This is a genomic window from Gracilimonas sp., assembly GCF_040218225.1.
In the GTDB taxonomy this organism is placed as follows: domain Bacteria; phylum Bacteroidota; class Rhodothermia; order Balneolales; family Balneolaceae; genus Gracilimonas.
On record NZ_JAVJQO010000008.1, the window covers coordinates 102632 to 119647 of the forward strand.

General features: G+C 43.1%; 11 protein-coding genes. 9 read left to right on the top strand and 2 right to left on the bottom strand.

Annotated features, from left to right (window positions below; genetic code table 11):
• Positions 1 to 121: 121 nt before the first annotated feature.
• A complete protein-coding gene (locus tag RIB15_RS11750; RefSeq protein WP_350202351.1) occupies positions 122 to 445 on the top strand; it encodes an ArsR/SmtB family transcription factor in 324 nt (107 codons plus the stop codon).
• A gap of 139 nt (positions 446 to 584) precedes the next feature.
• On the opposite strand, the gene RIB15_RS11755 is transcribed toward RIB15_RS11750, so the two are convergent.
• Positions 585 to 1157: a pentapeptide repeat-containing protein gene (locus RIB15_RS11755; RefSeq protein WP_350202352.1), complete on the bottom strand. Its 573-nt coding sequence runs from the start codon at positions 1155 to 1157 to the stop codon at positions 585 to 587.
• Between the two features lie 49 nt (positions 1158 to 1206).
• The gene (locus RIB15_RS11760; RefSeq protein WP_350202353.1) at positions 1207 to 1584 is read right to left on the bottom strand and encodes a VOC family protein; all 378 of its coding nucleotides are present in this window, start codon (positions 1582 to 1584) and stop codon (positions 1207 to 1209) included.
• A gap of 109 nt (positions 1585 to 1693) precedes the next feature.
• On the opposite strand from RIB15_RS11760, the gene RIB15_RS11765 reads away from it, so the two are divergent.
• The 8 genes from RIB15_RS11765 to RIB15_RS11800 all read left to right on the top strand — a co-directional run bounded on the left by RIB15_RS11765 (position 1694) and on the right by RIB15_RS11800 (position 16998).
• The gene (locus RIB15_RS11765) at positions 1694 to 3196 is read left to right on the top strand and encodes a phytoene desaturase family protein (RefSeq protein ID WP_350202354.1); all 1503 of its coding nucleotides are present in this window, start codon (positions 1694 to 1696) and stop codon (positions 3194 to 3196) included.
• Between the two features lie 11 nt (positions 3197 to 3207).
• Positions 3208 to 3840 carry a rhomboid family intramembrane serine protease gene (locus RIB15_RS11770; protein ID WP_350202355.1) on the top strand — a complete coding sequence of 211 codons (633 nt, stop codon included), beginning with the start codon at positions 3208 to 3210 and terminating at the stop codon, positions 3838 to 3840.
• Entirely contained in the window at positions 3833 to 4735 is a 903-nt protein-coding gene (locus tag RIB15_RS11775) for a rhomboid family intramembrane serine protease (protein WP_350202356.1), read from the top strand. The genes RIB15_RS11770 and RIB15_RS11775 overlap by 8 nt, the downstream gene beginning before the upstream one ends.
• Positions 4736 to 4741: 6 nt before the next feature.
• On the top strand, positions 4742 to 5974 hold the full coding sequence (ispG, locus tag RIB15_RS11780) for a flavodoxin-dependent (E)-4-hydroxy-3-methylbut-2-enyl-diphosphate synthase (RefSeq protein WP_350202357.1): 1233 nt from the start codon (positions 4742 to 4744) through the stop codon (positions 5972 to 5974).
• A 286-nt stretch (positions 5975 to 6260) separates the two neighbouring features.
• On the top strand, positions 6261 to 8927 hold the full coding sequence (locus RIB15_RS11785; protein WP_350202358.1) for a TonB-dependent receptor: 2667 nt from the start codon (positions 6261 to 6263) through the stop codon (positions 8925 to 8927).
• A 39-nt stretch (positions 8928 to 8966) separates the two neighbouring features.
• Positions 8967 to 12632 carry a hypothetical protein gene (locus RIB15_RS11790; protein WP_350202359.1) on the top strand — a complete coding sequence of 1222 codons (3666 nt, stop codon included), beginning with the start codon at positions 8967 to 8969 and terminating at the stop codon, positions 12630 to 12632.
• A gap of 62 nt (positions 12633 to 12694) precedes the next feature.
• Positions 12695 to 13672 carry a PorV/PorQ family protein gene (locus tag RIB15_RS11795; protein WP_350202360.1) on the top strand — a complete coding sequence of 326 codons (978 nt, stop codon included), beginning with the start codon at positions 12695 to 12697 and terminating at the stop codon, positions 13670 to 13672.
• Positions 13673 to 13860: 188 nt separating this feature from the next.
• Entirely contained in the window at positions 13861 to 16998 is a 3138-nt protein-coding gene (locus tag RIB15_RS11800) for a T9SS type A sorting domain-containing protein (protein WP_350202361.1), read from the top strand.
• The last annotated feature ends 18 nt before the right edge of the window (positions 16999 to 17016 follow it).

Here is a 17016-nt window from a genome sequence, read left to right on the forward strand (position 1 = left end):
GGAACGAGTTAAAGCCTTACATCCGACCGATCTTCGACCCGTCTCATTATAATATTTAACCAATCAGTTGAATGTTTTCTGTTGATGAATCATATTCAACCAATCAGTTAAATATAATCTTATGCTAGATTCTACTTTAAACGCTTTATCGGACGCTACCCGCCGTTCAATTCTTGGCCGGCTGGCACGAAAAGAACATTCTGTAAATGAAATCGCCGAACCATACGATATGTCTTTAGCCGCAGTCTCCAAGCATTTGAAAGTGTTGGAGAAAGCTGATCTTATCATAAAAAGGAAAGAGGGCAGAACTTATAAGTGCCGTATGAATTATGAACCTCTTTCAGAAGTGGAGAAACTGGTTCAGGAATACAAGCAATTCTGGGAGTCTCGATTCGATGAGCTAGAAGAAACGCATGATGGAAGCTCAGCTTCCTGCTCCGGGTAATGTGAGGCAGAGCCTCGATAGGGCATTCCGGAGCGGAGCACCGGAACGAGTTAAAATTGTTTCAAGGTCACAAGCAGGGTTGGAACGTTATATTCGATCATCTTGGTGAAGTTGTTCCTACTGTTGCTGATTAACGAAATTATTCTATCACAATCCCATATTTATCCAGTAAGCCCGGTAATCCCTGAAGCGAGAATTTAGCGCCTTTAATCTTATTGGATTCAGGGTCGATGGAATAATTGTAAGAATCTCTGAAGTCTGCTTTTTGGAGAAGGGTAGATGAGAAGTTGGCTTTGGCTAAATCACAATTATCGAAGATTGATTCCTTCAGTTCAGCTTCGGTAAATTCCACTTCATTCAGGTTGCAATTATTAAAAATGGCTTTGTTTATTTTAACTTGGAAGAAAGAAGACAGGTTCAGGTTACAGGATTCAAATTCCGGAGAGAAGGCAAAGTCGTTGGAGGTATCAAACTGAAGTCCGATAAGCTTGCATTCGGTAAATTTAGTATCCTGGATGGCTGTACCGTATAGCTTGGCCATCGTTAAATCACATCCCTCAAACTCACATTCAATAAAACTACATTCACTGAGGCTCACCTTAAAAAATGAGCAATTGATGAACCGGCAATACTCATAAGCTCCTAAGTCAAAGTTCTTTACCGTAAAATCCTCTCCTTTATAAATTTCGTCCGAATAGTAGGTTTTATTCATTAGTAGTTTAAAAATCTAACAGTGTGTTTTGTATTGAATTATTATGGATTCAAAGGGTTTCTCCAAACATAATCCGGTGACCATCGATGGTACGGATAGCAAACTCTCTTTGTCCCCAATCTTTGTCTTTGAGTTCAGCAATGATATCAACGTCCCTTTTCTGATACTCATCATACAATGTTTTAACATTTTCCATCTCGATATAGGCATAATAGGAGTGATCATTGGTCTCAAAAGCAGAAACATCATCTTTACATTCTCCCAGCATTACAAAAAATAATTCCCGGCTTAGAAAATGCCAGTTTCCATCAGTCCAAACAGAGGTAAATCCAAGCTGATTCTGGTAGTATGCAGCCGAATCTTTCAGATCTTTAACGGCTAGAACGTATCGGGTACCGGTTATTTTTGGAGGATTGGAATGTGTCATAACTCTTTTACTCTGTTGTTGTGATTACGGGAAGTAAGCGAAAATCATAAAGGAAATGAATTTTTTATTTCCAAGGAACAAAGCGCGGTGTAGTTGTTGTTTGGACGGCATGAATATCAATACAGACTATGATGTTATTATTGCCGGATCAGGAATGGGAGGCATGAGTGCGGGTGCCATGCTCGCTAATGATGGCTATAAAGTCCTCATTTTGGAAAAAGCACATGCACCCGGAGGCTGTTCCTCATCCTATTTCCGGAAAGGATATGTGTTTGAGTCCGGCGCCACAACGCTCATTGGGTTTGATGAAAACCAGCCGCTTTGGAAGCTGGAAAAAGAAACCGGGATTCAAATTCCAAGGGAGGAAATCACCCCAAGTATGTCTGTTAAACTGAGTGGGAAAACAATCACCCGCTATAAAGACCGTGAGCAATGGATTCAGGAATGTATTCGTGTTTTTGGGAACGCTGACGGTCAGCGTGCTTTTTGGGAAAAAGCCCTGTCTGTATCAGATTTGGTGTGGAAGGTTTCACTTAAGAATCCCTTTTTCCCACCGCAAAGACTTTCTGAATGGGGGCAGTTAGCCATCAACAATAATCCGCTGGATGCTTGGGTGCTAAAGTATGCTTTTCAATCGGTACAAGATGTGATGCAAAAGTATGGAGTGGATACACCAGAATTCCGGCGGTTTGTAGATGAGCAATTAATGATAACCGCTCAGGCAAAGTCGGCTCAAACTCCGTTCCTTTTTGGAGCGGCCGGACTTACCTATACCAATTATTCTAATTTTTATGTCCCCGGTGGATTAGTGGAAATGGTGAATACTATCAGGGAATTTATCCATGGCAAAAGCGGGGCCCTTCACACCAAAGAAGGGGTAGAGATGATTGATTGGGACGGAACACAATTCACGGTTCATACTAAAAACAAACGAAAGGAAAAGTTTGTATATCAGGCACCGGTTGTGATTTCAAATATCCCGGTTTGGAATATGCCCCGTATAACTTCAGGTGAAATGAGAGATTACTTTGAGAAAGAGTCTAACGATTTTGATCAAGCCTGGGGGGCCATTACCCTTGGTATTGCCACCAATGACACTTATCCGGATGAGTTGCCTCTGCATCACCAGATTCATTTAAAGGATGGAGAAAAAATCCCGTTTACAAATTCAGAATCTATTTTCATTTCCATGTCAAAACGAGGAGATACTGCACGTGCAAAAGAAGGCAGCCGAACACTCAATATTTCAACTCACGCTTCTCCTGAATATTGGTACTCACTGAATGGCCAATATGAGGATGCAAAGCAACAGGTTGAGAATTTTATCGTTGAGAAACTTAACGAACGTTTACCCGGATTTGCAGACTCAAAAATTGATGTCATACATACCGCAACACCGGTTACCTGGGAAAACTGGGTGTACCGTAAAAAAGGCAGGGTGGGTGGAATTCCCCAAAGTATGGCACGAAGCTTGCTCAACTGGACTCCACACGAAACTCCGTTCAAAGGTTTGTATCTTGTTGGAGATACAACCTATCCGGGACAAGGAATTCCGGGCGTAACTTTGAGCGGAATCAACGTATATTCACGTGTCAAAAAGAATCATCAATAAAGCAGAATTTTTTGGATAATTTTTCTCCCAATACCCAATTTTCAGTATTCCCGCCGGTAATTAAAAATCTTTTGATCATAAATGCATTGGCGTATCTGCTCACCAAGCAGCTATTTGGTGCAGGCTGGACTCCTATTGGCGCAGCCATTGCTCCGTATTTGGTTTTAAATCCACTGGGCGATGGTTTTATGCCCTGGCAGTTGGTTACCTATATGTTTTTGCATGCCGATCTGAGCCATATTTTTCTAAACCTTTTTGCACTTTGGATATTCGGCCAGGCCATTGAAAACCTCTGGGGCTCAAAACGATTTCTTATCTACTATTTATTGACGGGAGTTGGAGCTGCTATCATCCATATGTTTATTGGCGGATATTTTACCTATACGCTGGGCGCATCCGGTGCTGTTTTTGGAATCTTGCTTGCTTTCGGTATGATGTTTCCTGACCGATATATAATGCTGCTGATTCCTCCCATACCCATAAAAGCGAAGTACTTTGTAGGTTTCTATGGGCTATTTGAACTGTTCAATGGATTGGCGATGCCGAACAGTGGTGTAGCTCACTTTGCTCACCTTGGAGGTATTGTAGTTGGGTTTGTGCTGATCAAATACTGGGGACTCAAAAAACCGGAGTATTATGGTTAAAGGACCTTCTTTTTTTACCGGTGGTAATATGAACAGCGGGAATTATGACTCATTTGGAAACGCCTTCAAGCGTGGATTCATGAGAATGCCGGTGGCAATTCGGACTATCATAGCTATAAACGCCGTGGTGTTTGTGATTCAAATGCTGGGAGGGCAAGCTCTCAATAGCTGGGTTGTTCCCAATCTTGGTTTTGATCCATCTTTCCCAACTTTCCTGACGCAGCCCTGGAGACTTGTTACCTACATGTTTTTGCATGGAGGCTTTCTGCATTTCCTGTTTAATATGCTGTGGTTATGGTGGATGGGCAGAGCCGTTGAAGAGACACTGGGCCCCAGAACCTTCACCGTTATTTATTTCGGAGCCGGACTTTTAGGGGCTATTCTGGATGCCGGCTTTGCTCTTGTATTTGGGTCTGCTTTGGTAATTGGAGCATCCGGCGCAGTGACTGGAATTCTGGTTGCTTTCGCCATGCTATTTCCCACAGCTCCGATTATGTTATTTTTATTTCCTCCTATACAAGCCCGATTTTTTGTAGCCGGCTGGATTGCCATTGATATATTATTTCTTGGAAGCGGAGATGGAGTGGCCAGGTTGGTACACCTTGGAGGAGCTCTTGGCGGATATTTATTGGTGAAAGCTCATAAAAACGGAACGGACCTTAGTATGGTTATCCGTTACGTAGAATATATGTTTGGTAAAGTGAAACCGGCTGGGAAATCAGGTTCAAAACGACCCCGCAATAAAAATATGCATATTGTTCAGGATGCTGAAATTGTGGAAGAAATGGATCAGTCAGAATTGGACGCCATATTGGAGAAAATTTCCAAGCAGGGATACGATTCACTTTCCAAAGAAGAAAAACGAAAACTATTTGAATTAAGTAAGGAAGATTAGGGCATTATGTCGGCAATAAAGAGACGGAAATCAATACAGGTAATGGTAGGTCACGTTCCCGTTGGAGGTGGCGCGCCTATTGTGGTTCAGTCAATGACGAATACCGATACAGCAGATATTGATGAAACGGCAGATCAAATTGAACACCTGCACCGGGCCGGTTCAGAGCTTGTTCGCATTACCGTAAATAATGATGCTGCTGCGAAAGCGGTTCCCCACATCAAAGAAAAACTGATGAAGAGGGGAGTAACGGTGCCCATCATAGGTGATTTTCATTATAACGGTCATAAACTGTTAACTCAGTATCCGGATATGGCTGAGTCTTTGGCTAAGTTTCGGATTAATCCGGGAAATACGGGCACTAAAACCCGCGATGAAAATTTTGCTACTATTGTGGAGCAGGCTATCCGGTACGACAAACCAGTGAGAATAGGTGTAAACTGGGGATCACTCGATCAACAGCTCCTTGCTGATAAGATGGATGCCAATAACGAGCTGCCAAAGCCGAAGTCCGCAAAAGAAGTCATGCTTGATACCATGGTAGAAAGCGCCAAACGTTCTTCCAAACTGGCGGAGGATGTCGGGCTTGCTTCTGACAAGATTATCATTAGTTGTAAGATGTCGGGTGTACAGGATGTGGTTACAGTATATGAACGTATCGCCGAGGAAGTGGATTATCCGTTGCATGTAGGCCTTACCGAAGCTGGAATGGGAATGAAGGGAATGGTTGCCAGTGCCTCAGCACTTTCCGTGATTCTGCAACAGGGCATAGGTGACACCATTCGTGTTTCACTAACTCCTCAACCCGGGGCAGATCGGGCGCTGGAGGTACAGGTAGCTCAGCAAATACTACAATCCCTGAAAATCAGAAATTTCATTCCACAGGTAACCTCTTGTCCGGGTTGTGGGAGAACCAAAAGTACCTACTTTCAGGAGCTGGCAGAAGAAATACAGGATTACATTGTAGAGTCGATGCCGGTTTGGAGAAAAGCATATCCGGGAGTCGAGGAAATGGATGTTGCTGTGATGGGATGCGTGGTGAATGGCCCGGGAGAATCCAGGAATGCTAATATTGGAATTTCACTACCCGGAACTTTCGAAGAGCCCAAGGCTCCGGTTTACATAGATGGTGAACATTCTACTACGCTGAGAGGCGACAATATAGGTCAGGAATTCCGTTATATTTTAGACAATTATATCCGGGATAGATATGGAAAAAAGAAACCGGTTAAGTCATAATTCGAAAAAAACCTGAAAGCACTTACATTCATTCTCAGAATTTTCAGAGCTAAAAAAACCGAAAATTTACATCGTCTTTCAAGCCGGAGCTTTTCTATAAATATCGGTTGAATTATCGGTACTGTTAAGTTTCTGTTAATTAATTACTAATTGTAATTGATTGATGGGGATTCTTCTCTTGCCATGTCTTCTGTACAAAAGGAGTGTTTTTTGAAAAAACACTTGGAAATTTGTAAGCGCTTACATTAAATTACTTGGAAGAACCGGAATAAATAATGTTGGATTAATGCGCTATCTCTTCATACTCTTTTTTAGCCTTATTACCGCGACCGCCTTTGCTCAATATGGAAAAATTCGTGGTATTGTAACAGATTCTGAAACCGGTGAAACAATTATTGGAGCTAGTGTCATAATTGAGGGAACTACCAAGGGAGATGCTACCGATGTAAATGGCGAATATATTATTACCGGTGTGGAGTCTGGAAGTTATACTTTGCTGGTGTCATATATTGGGTATAGTCAAACGGTTGTTCAGGATGTGCGTGTTTCTATTGATTTGACCACAGAAATTAATGTAGAACTCCGTGCCGAAGTGCTGGAAGGTGAAGAGGTGACCGTAACGGCTGGTCGTGAATTGATCAGGAAGGATGTGACAGCCAGTTTATCTTCGGTTACCAGTGAGCAAATTGAGGCGATTCCGGTCGAAAACTTTTCAGAAGTTGTAGAATTACAGGCCGGGGTAGTTGACGGACACTTCAGGGGAGGACGTACAGGAGAAGTTGGGTATTGGGTTGATGGAGTCCCGGTTACGGATGTATTTGATGGAAGTCTTTCAGCCGGGGTTGAGAACAGTTCCGTTAAAGAAGTTCAGGTAGTTACCGGGGCTTTTAATGCTGAGTACGGACAAGCCATGAGTGGTATCGTCAATATTGTAACCAAGGACGGAAGCAATAATTTCACGGGTTCTGTGAATACATTTTTAGGTGATTATGCTTCAACCCGAACCGACCTGTTCAGAGGTATAAGCCAGATTAGTCCGGTCGCAGTTCGTAATTTTGAGGTGAGTCTTGATGGCCCAATCATTAAAGACAAACTCTTCTTTTTCGCAAGTGGACGGTATTTTGGTAACGACGGTTGGTTTTCTGGGCGCGAAGTCTTTGATTATAATGATGTAGGTATCAACTCATTAGGTCAGCTTGGGCTGGTTGATACATTAGGATCAGGCGATTCATCTCTGGTTAACATGAATCCATATGAAAAGTTAAATGGCCAGGTGAAGTTGACCTGGCGTCCGTTATCCGGGGTTAAGATCTCAGCTAATGGTATTTTTGGAGGTGAAGAATTTCAAAACTACAATCATTCAGCCCAGTTCATGCCGCAGTTTTCCCGTGAGGAATTCACCAGAAACTACAGTGCTTATTTAAAAGGGACTCACACCCTTTCAAGTAATACCTATTACGATGTAAGTGTGTCTAATACCTATAAAAAATATGAATCATATCTTTTCGAAGACCCTTACGATTCCAGGTATTTGCCCAATGACTATGCAGGCTTCAGGGCAAGTAATATTACTTCCAATTTTATTATCGGAGGGACTGATAATGGAAGAACAACCCGCGAGACAAGCACGATCATTGGGAAATTTGATATTACCAGCCAGGTAAATAGTGCAAACCAAATTAAAACCGGGGTTGAGTACCGGTATCATTCACTTAAGTTCAGCGACAAAACTTCGATTGTAAACAGTCCGAATGGAGGAGTAGACACCCTTTTTGTGAACTCCGCTTATGATGTAAATCCGATAGAAATTTCAGGATATATTCAGGATAAGGTTGAGATAGGAAGCCTGATTATCAACGCTGGTGTTCGTTTTGATTATTTCGATTCAAACTTTAAAGTATTTACTGATCCAACTGATCCTGATGTAGTATTTGAGGAACAACGTCCTGATAATGAAGATCTCGTTTTTGAGCCTTCAGAACCTACATGGCAGTTTAGTCCGAGATTAGGAGTTGCGTTTCCAATTTCTGAAACAGGAGCATTACACTTTTCTTACGGCCACTTTTTCCAGATTCCGAATTTTAGCTTGCTATATCAAAACCCGTTTTTCCGTCTTGGCAGTGGCTCAGGTTTAATTGGATTGCTTGGCAATGCCAACCTCAAACCTCAAAAAACAATTAATGGTGAGTTGGGCTACAAGCAGGAGCTGAGCAGGACTTCAGCGGTAGAAGTGACGGCATTCTTTAGAGATATAAGGAATCTTGCGGGTACGGCAACCGACCCTACGGTAGTAGATGGAACATCCGTTCGTTATGGCATCGTTAAAAATTCTGATTTTGGATTTATAAAAGGGGTCGTGCTAACATTTGATCAAGGGTTCTCTAATGGCCTGTTCTTTACTGCCGACTATACCTTCCAGATTGCAAAAGGGAATGCATCTGACCCTTCGCAAGCTTACAATGCAGCCGCTGCTAAAACAGAGCTTGAAAAACGAATTGTACCTTTGGATTGGGATCAGTTACATACTGTTAACCTGACAGCCAACTACACCTCAACAACAGGGTGGGGTTTTGGCGCTATTTTTAATGCCGGTTCCGGTTTCCCGTATACTCCCGATTACACACTCCGTACCGGGACTACTCCACCTTCTGTAAACCCTTTGAACAGTCAGCGACGTCCGGCAAAGTATAATCTGGACCTGAACCTTACCAAAAATATTTCGATGGGCAATGATCAAAGGCTGCAAGTTTATGCCAAGATCGACAATGTGCTCGATACCGGTAACGAGCAGGGTGTTTTTTCTGATACCGGAACAGCCGAATACTCACTATACAGAAATGAAGACCTGAAGACATTCAGAGGAGATATCAGGTATCTGAATGAGAATTACAACCGTCCTGATTTTTACAACGAGCCGCGACGAGTGGTTTTTGGAGTCCGATATAATTTTTAATTGAATACCAATATGCATCTGTTTGATACTCAAAAAAGCATGAAAAAACTTACATCCAGCTTAGTCGTCTTGTTTGCCGTTCTGTTTTTTGTGCAGGATTATGCAACTGCTCAAAACGTGCCCAATTTCCTCAAAGATCCACAATATCGGTCAAGCAGGGAATATAGAAAAAGTGCGGAGTCTGATGGTAACCGTGTGTGGATTACCTTTCACAATACAGGATATCTAGCTGGTGTGGGTGAAATTCGGGGGCAATGGCCACGGGGTTCTGATGTAAACTATATTGGGGATGTATCTCCGGTCATTTCACTTGAAATACCGGTAGATACGAACGGTGATGGTCAGCCTGATTCTCTTGTACAGCATTCGGTGACTAATTTTGGTGATAGAGCAGGGCAAAGTATACGTCCCGGACAGACCCAATTCTGGGGCTTTGAGCCTATGGGTGGTTTTGCTAACAATGATGGTGATAATGATCGTCCGGCTATTAGTGTGGATGAATCTACCTGGCCAAACAGATGGCCTGACCAACCTACGTGGGTAGCTCCGGATGGGAGTCCTGAGTGGAATGGGTTCTTTGGGCGGGGTATTCAAAATGCGGATTTTGAAACCTATTTCTGGACCGACGATCACAATGATAAGTTTATGAATGATCTGGCTAGTCAGGGTGAGATATCACCGTTTGAGCCAGACAGTACAGATCCTTCCAGAGATGGTCAGGGGTTGGCTATGAGTGTCAGAGGACTTCAGTGGTCCCAGTTCCTGGCCCAGGATGCGATGTTCTATATCTATGAATTAACCAATACCAGTACGACTACTTATCCCCGGGTTTCTGTTGGGTTAGTAGTTGGGACGGCAGCAGGGGAAAGTGCGGTATCAGGTACTGGTGATACGCAGGATGACCTTGCTTTCTTTGATCAGGCTAACCGAATCGTGTACTCATGGGATGCCGATGGTACCAATGCTGATGGAAATGATGTAGGGTATGTAGGGTATGCATTCATGGAAAGTCCCGGTGACCCTGACGACGGCATTGATAACGACGGAGACGGAGATCCGAATCAATTAAATATTGATGGCTTTCCTTATGTAGATCCATCCCTGGCAGGACAAGGCAATGTTTTCCAGCCACAGGACTTTCTTCCCCGAACGCTGAGCGAAGGTGACCCGATTATTCTGATTGACGAAGAAACCGGCGAACGCTCTTTTATCTTTCTGGGAAGTGGTACAACCACGGTTACTTCTCAGGGCATTGAGTATCAGCTCTCTCCGGGTATGACCCTCCAGGAAACGACAAAGCAAGTTCAGAACCGAACCGAGACGATCACTGTAACAGAGAAAAACCTGCTTGACGAAGATTTGGATGGCCTGATTGATGAAGATGAGAAATTACACTTTGAGCGACGTCAGGAAAGAATTACAGGTGGAATTGAACTGTTACCGCCACTTTATTATAAGAATTACATCGGCTTTGCCGAAGATGTAGGGAATGGCTCGCCAACTCAACAAGATTCTATTAATCATGGGCTTCTGAACCCAATGATTGATGAATCAGGGTCCGATGGAATTGATAACGATGGTGACTGGAATCCACTTACCGACGACGTAGGTGCTGATGGTGTATCCGGAACAGGGGATGCCGGAGAAGGAAATGGCGTTCCTGATATTGGTGAGCCCAATTTTGAAAACCTTGATGTGGATGAAACCGATCAGGTTGGTCTTTCCAGCTTCTATTATTTTACTCCTCCGGGCGCTGTTCGTTTGAATGATGACCCACAAGTCTGGGATGCTATGTCTCCCGGTTTCTTTACCCCAAATAACCAGCTTAATGAAGACCGTCAGGCCGGTGGTGTAGATGGAGACTTTATCTTTAGCTCAGGTTATTTCAGGCTCGAGCCGGGAGAGACCATTCGCTTCTCACTCGCATTAGTATTTGGTGAAGATCTCGCAAATATCACCAATAATGTTCGAACTATTCAGGAGATCTATAACAGGAACTACAACTTTGCACGCCCTCCTGAGAAGCCAACCCTTAAAGCAGCAGTGGGAGATGAGAAAGTGACCCTGTACTGGAATAGCATCGCTGAAGAAAGCATTGATCCGATTTTAGGGCAGGATTTTGAAGGATATAAAATATTCAAAAGTACAGATCCCAACTTTCTGGACCCGGGCAGAATTACCGATGCCTTTGGAAACGATGCACTTTTGGAACCAATAGCCCAGTTTGATCTTGATAACGGAATAAGGGGGTTATGGCAGGCAGCTGAAGATACTTCAACCGGTCAAAACGATCCTTCCTATGTGTTCAACCCTGACCTTGCCGATCGGGTGCGCGGGGTTCCATTTTATTTAGGTAATGATACCGGACTCAGGCATTCTTTCGTTGATACCAATGTGGTAAATGGGCAAACCTACTACTATGCCCTTGCTGCATACGATCGTGGAAGCATAGATTTCTATCCGGCTGAGAATAATTTCTCGGTAACTATTCGTGATGACGGCTCAACCATCACGGATATAAATGTGGTGGAGGTAGAACCTAGCACTCCTGTTCTGGGATATCAGGCTGGTTCTATTGTTGGCGATGTTGGTCACCCTGAGGGTAATGCTACCGGTGAGGTATTTGTGGAAGTGCTGGACCCTGTTTTCCTCAAAGAAAATGCGCAATATGAAGTGCAGTTCCCCGGGAATACGTTCCCTGCATCTACTTATTCTGTGATTAATGACGGAGATATTATTCTTTCAGATATACCACTTTCAGACGCAGAATCGAATATTTTTGATGGTATGAGACTGGCATTCCAGAATGATGAAACCCGTGTAAACAGCGACGAGTCTGGCTGGGCTGATGGAGATTCATTAAAGATTGACGTGCTGGTTCGTGAAGGTATTCTAAGTAACAGTCCGTTTTGGCAATTTGAAGCACTTGATGCTCCATACGACTATAGTATTGAGTTTTTCGATCAAGCGGTAGCTACTTCAATTGACACCACTAATGGTACAGGTCAAAACGCTCCTAACACAACATCGACACCTGTCAATTTTAAAATTACTAATAGCGTAACTGGACAAGAAGTGCCATTTGCTCTCGATCAAACAAACTTTAGAGCTAATAATGAATTTGAAAATGGTGCTTCTTATAGTGAGTTAGGTGATTATGAGTATATATATATATACGATAGCTTTGGAGATTCCCTGAGTCCGGTCTTTGAATTCAGGATTGTATATGAGACAGTGCTTGGACAGGGCCGGGTGCCTACTGGTGAATTGCCGGAAGCCGGTGATGTCTATGAGATAAAAACGTACAAGTCTTTTGGTTCCAGCGATACATACTCTTTTACAACCAAATCATCAAATGTGGATAACGAAACCGCCAAAGACCAGCTAGATGAGGTAAGGGTTGTACCGAATCCATATGTGAGCGCAGCCAGCTGGGAAGGAAAACTACCACCGACTATTACCAGTGGCCGAGGCGAACGCAAAATTATGTTTCAGAATGTGCCGGCAGGGTCAACGATCAGGATCTTTACTGTTCGTGGAGAACTGGTACGCGAACTTAATCATGACGATTCCATAGACCGAGGAGTAGTAGAATGGGATTTACGAACAAGAGAAAATCTTGATGTAGCGTATGGAGTTTACTATTACCACCTGAAAGCTCCGGGCGTAGGTACTAAAACAGGAAAAATTGCACTTATTAAATAATGAAAGGTCAAACAATGAACATAGTTAAGGCAGTCAAGTACTGTTTGTTGTTAGCAACCAGCATGGTTTTAACAACAAATGTGCAGGCACAAGATAAAGTTGGAACTACATCAGCTGCGTTTTTGAGCATTTCTTCTGGTGCCAGAGCTAGTGCAATGGGAGGAGCTTATGTAGCTATTGCTAACGATGGAAGCGCCATGTTTTGGAATCCTGCCGGCATGGCTCAGCTTGAAAGCAACACCGTTACTTTTTCGAATATGAACTGGTTTCTGGATTCCCAGATTCAGGATGCTTCGGTAGTTATTCATGGGGGAGATATTGGAAACTTTGCCCTTTCCGTGCGTGCTATTGATCATGGTGAAATCGAAGTGAGAACCATTGATATACCCGAAGGTACCGGGGAAGTTTTTAGTCCGACCAATCTTGCAGTTGCGGTTTCCTATTCCCGGTTCATAACCGATCAGTTTTCTATAGGAGCAAATACAAAGTTTGTACAGGAAAAAATCTGGAATGAATCAGCAACCGGCTTCGCTGTTGATCTTGGAGTTCTGTATCGAACAAGTTTTAAAAACCTGAGAATTGGGATGTCTATGACCAATTTCGGGAATGAAATGCAAATGACCGGAGATGACCTTCGCCAGCCTATTGATGTGGATGAAGGTATAAATGGTAATAACGATCGGAACGAAGGATACCTGGCAACCGACTCCTGGCCCATGCCACTATTATTTAAGGTTGGGGTTGCTATTGATGCTTTGGATATCGAGAGCCATAAAATAGAATTTGCGATCGACGCGAAGCACCCCAGTGATAATTCCGAAAGCTTAGATATTGGGATTGAATATGGATTCAACGACATGGTTTTTTTCAGAGGAGGGTACCGGAGCTTCCTTTCCAGCCAAACGGAAGATCAAAGTATTACCGCTGGCTTCGGTTTGAAGTATGATTTTAATGGAATAGGGGCAAACTTTGGAGCCACTTATATGACTCATGAGTACCTGGAAGATCCTATTCTCTGGACATTACAAATTGATTTTTAACAAGAAACAGAACAAGAATACACAACAATTTACTCACTCATATTTTGACAGAATAGTTATCAATATTTGCCTTTTCGAGTGCAGATATTAAAATCCTCAGGATTGACTATTTCTCAAAATTGGAACTAAATCCGTTATCGTTTTTAGCGATGACACAAAAATCAAAAGTTAAACTCAATGGAGAACAAATGATACGATTAATACAAAAACACTTGTTGGGTGTCTTTGTAGGTGCGTTTATAATGCTCGCATTTACACTGGATATTCAGGCACAAGTACTAAATACCGTTTGGGAGCGTACAGCACGTACCGGTGCTGAAGAGCCGCTGCCAACTTGGTTTAATGCAGGCTTCGTACGAGGGATTGCTTATGGTACGGTTGGAGGTAATGAAAGAATTTATGCCGCTGATCGCACTAATAATACAATCCAGGTTATGGACGCAGCTACCGGAGCAGATGTAACTCCTGCTACAGCTTTCGACTTATCGGGTGTAAGTGGTGGTACCTACCCACTAAACGATGTTGAACTTTCTGATGACGGGGTTATTTTCTTAGGAAACCTAACTACAAATGCAACGGTTTCCCCTTTCCGTCTTTATTGGTGGACAACAGAAGGCGGTGCTTATGCAGATTCATTGACTTTAAGTCTGCCTGATTCTATTCGTCTTGGCGACAAATTCAGTGTAAAGGGTTCTGTGGCCGACAATACTGTCGAAATATGGATGCCTGCCGCCAGTAGTAATCCTGGAGTGATCTATGTTGCTACAACATCAGATCAGGGAGCAAATTGGGATATGGAGAAAATTACGCTCTCAGGTTCCAATGTTGCCCTGGCTGCCAATGCCGATGCCGAACCACTCTCAGTGGGAAGAACCAGCGACTTTTATGTTGTTGCAAACGGCACAGCGCCCAAAAGATATACCAGTGCTGGTGCTTATGTTGATAACAGTGAGTTTAATTCCACTGATTTTACCAGCTCAAGAAACGGTTTAAGTACATTTGAAATGAATGGCGAAAGTCATCTTTCTATCTATACCTACCGTCCTGATGGTATTAATGCTGGTAACAAAACAGGTCAGGTTTATGTGTACAATGTAAATGACGCAACTGCACCTGTTACTGTTGGAGAATCTCCGCTTATGGGAGATGATGCAGACTCATTTAGCTCTATTCATGGGGAAGCCTATCCAAAAGTAAATGAAGATGGAACATTCAATGTGTATGCTTTAGACGGTGTAAACGGTCTTGCTGCTTACACAAACTTCTCTGATTTTGAAGCACCAGCAGTGTTCTTTTCAGAATATGTTGAAGGCTCAAGTAATAACAAGGCACTGGAGATTTATAACGCCACTGGCGATACTGTGGATTTAAGTGCTTATAGACTTTACAGAGCTAACAATGGTTCAGCTGAATGGCAGGATACCCTTAGCCTGACCGGTGAACTTCTTGCTGGAAATGTATATGTAATAGCTAATCCAAGTGCTGATCAGGCAATACTTAGTGTTGCAGATACCACTGATGAGATTACATTCTATAACGGTGACGACGCTTTAGCCTTAGCTGTTAATAATGAAGGGACTTGGGAAATCATTGATCACTTTGGTCAATTAGGTACAGACCCTGGCTCGGCTTGGGATGTAGCTGGTGTAACTGAAGCCACCAATGAACAGACATTGATCAGGAAAGCAAATGTATTTGTAGGTAATCCGGTTGCGTTAGGTTCTTTTGGAACTGATGCTGCAACATCAGAGTGGATTGTTAGAGATCAAAATGATTTTTCAGACCTGGGAATGCATACTAATGGTTATGAAATCACTTTCCAGGCTAATATGAATGATATCATCGACTCTGCTGCCTTTGTGCCCGGAGAAGATTTTGTCACTATTCCTGGTTCTATGAATGGGTGGGATACAGCTGCTGATACCCTGGTTGATGGAGATGAGGATGGTATTTACACCAAAACTCTTGTTCTTTCACCAGGTGACTACGCATACAAATACCATATCTATTCTAATACCGGACGTATTTCTGGCGGATATGAAACCCGTAATGACAACCGGACCTTTACAGTTAGCGGCGATGCAACATTAGATGCTTCAATGCCTGAGTTTGACTACTCTGACTTAAACAATGCTGTATTTGGCGAAGTAGAATTATTCTTCGAGGTAGATATGTCTATCCAGGAGCTTAATGGCAACTTTGATCCGGAAAATGAGTCGGTTTCTGTGACAGGTGCTTTTGAATCAGATTGGAGTGCAGGTGTTTACAACCTGACCGAATCTCAAACCGAAGGTATCTACGAAGGTTCTGTGACATTCAGTACCGACAAACCGATACCAAGTACGTATGCTTACAAGTTCACGATTTCTAATTCGGACGAATCTGTGACTTGGGAAAGTGGAGATAATAGAATGATTACCGTTACCGAAGCTGGATTATTTGAAGGCCGATACCTGGCTCAAAATGCTCCTGATGGTAACATTCCTTATTTCGATGGAATTGGGCCTAACGATGTATTCTCCGAAGATACTGATGTAGTCTTTGAAGTAGACCTTCGTGCAGCTTATTACCACCTGGCAGATAGTTTAGCACTTCCTGCAGATGTTCAGGCCGGTGGCGGACAGGACTCAACCATTGAATTCTTATCTGGTAACGGACCTCTGTTAGCTGGTGGATGGGAAGACTGGGGACCTGTTCTTGGTGGGGCAGAAGACCTCAAGTTCAATGACAGTGGAGAAAATGGTGATGCAGTTGCCGGTGACTCTCTATGGACATTGACTAAGTCTTTCGGTGCCGGAGATGCTCGTCAGGGTGCTTTCAAACTGGGTATTAATGGTTATGACAACGAAGCAGGTTTCGGTGCTGACCATAACACTCGTATTAGTGGTACTAAGGTAGAATTCGTATTTGGTGCCTTCGTTCGCGGAGACTCTGTATACGATGACCTGTATGACGAATACATCCTTGCCACGGAAGAAGGACCAGTTGTGGTTCGCCGAGGTGGTAAAGGTGATAACGATGTAGTTGTTTCTAACGAAGACGAAGAAATCATTACATCACCAGAAGAATTCTCTCTGAGCCAAAACTATCCGAATCCGTTTAACCCGACAACCAACATTAACTTCACGTTGCCTTCTGCAACTCAGGTTACGTTGACGGTTTACAACATTCTTGGACAGCAAGTAGCTCAGTTAGTAAATGGCCGTTTAACTGCAGGACAGCATACTGTACAGTTCGACGCGTCCAATCTTGCATCTGGAATGTATCTGTACCGAATTGAAGCTGGTACATTTACTCAGAACAAGAAAATGATGTTAATCAAGTAGATTGATTATTCTCTAATA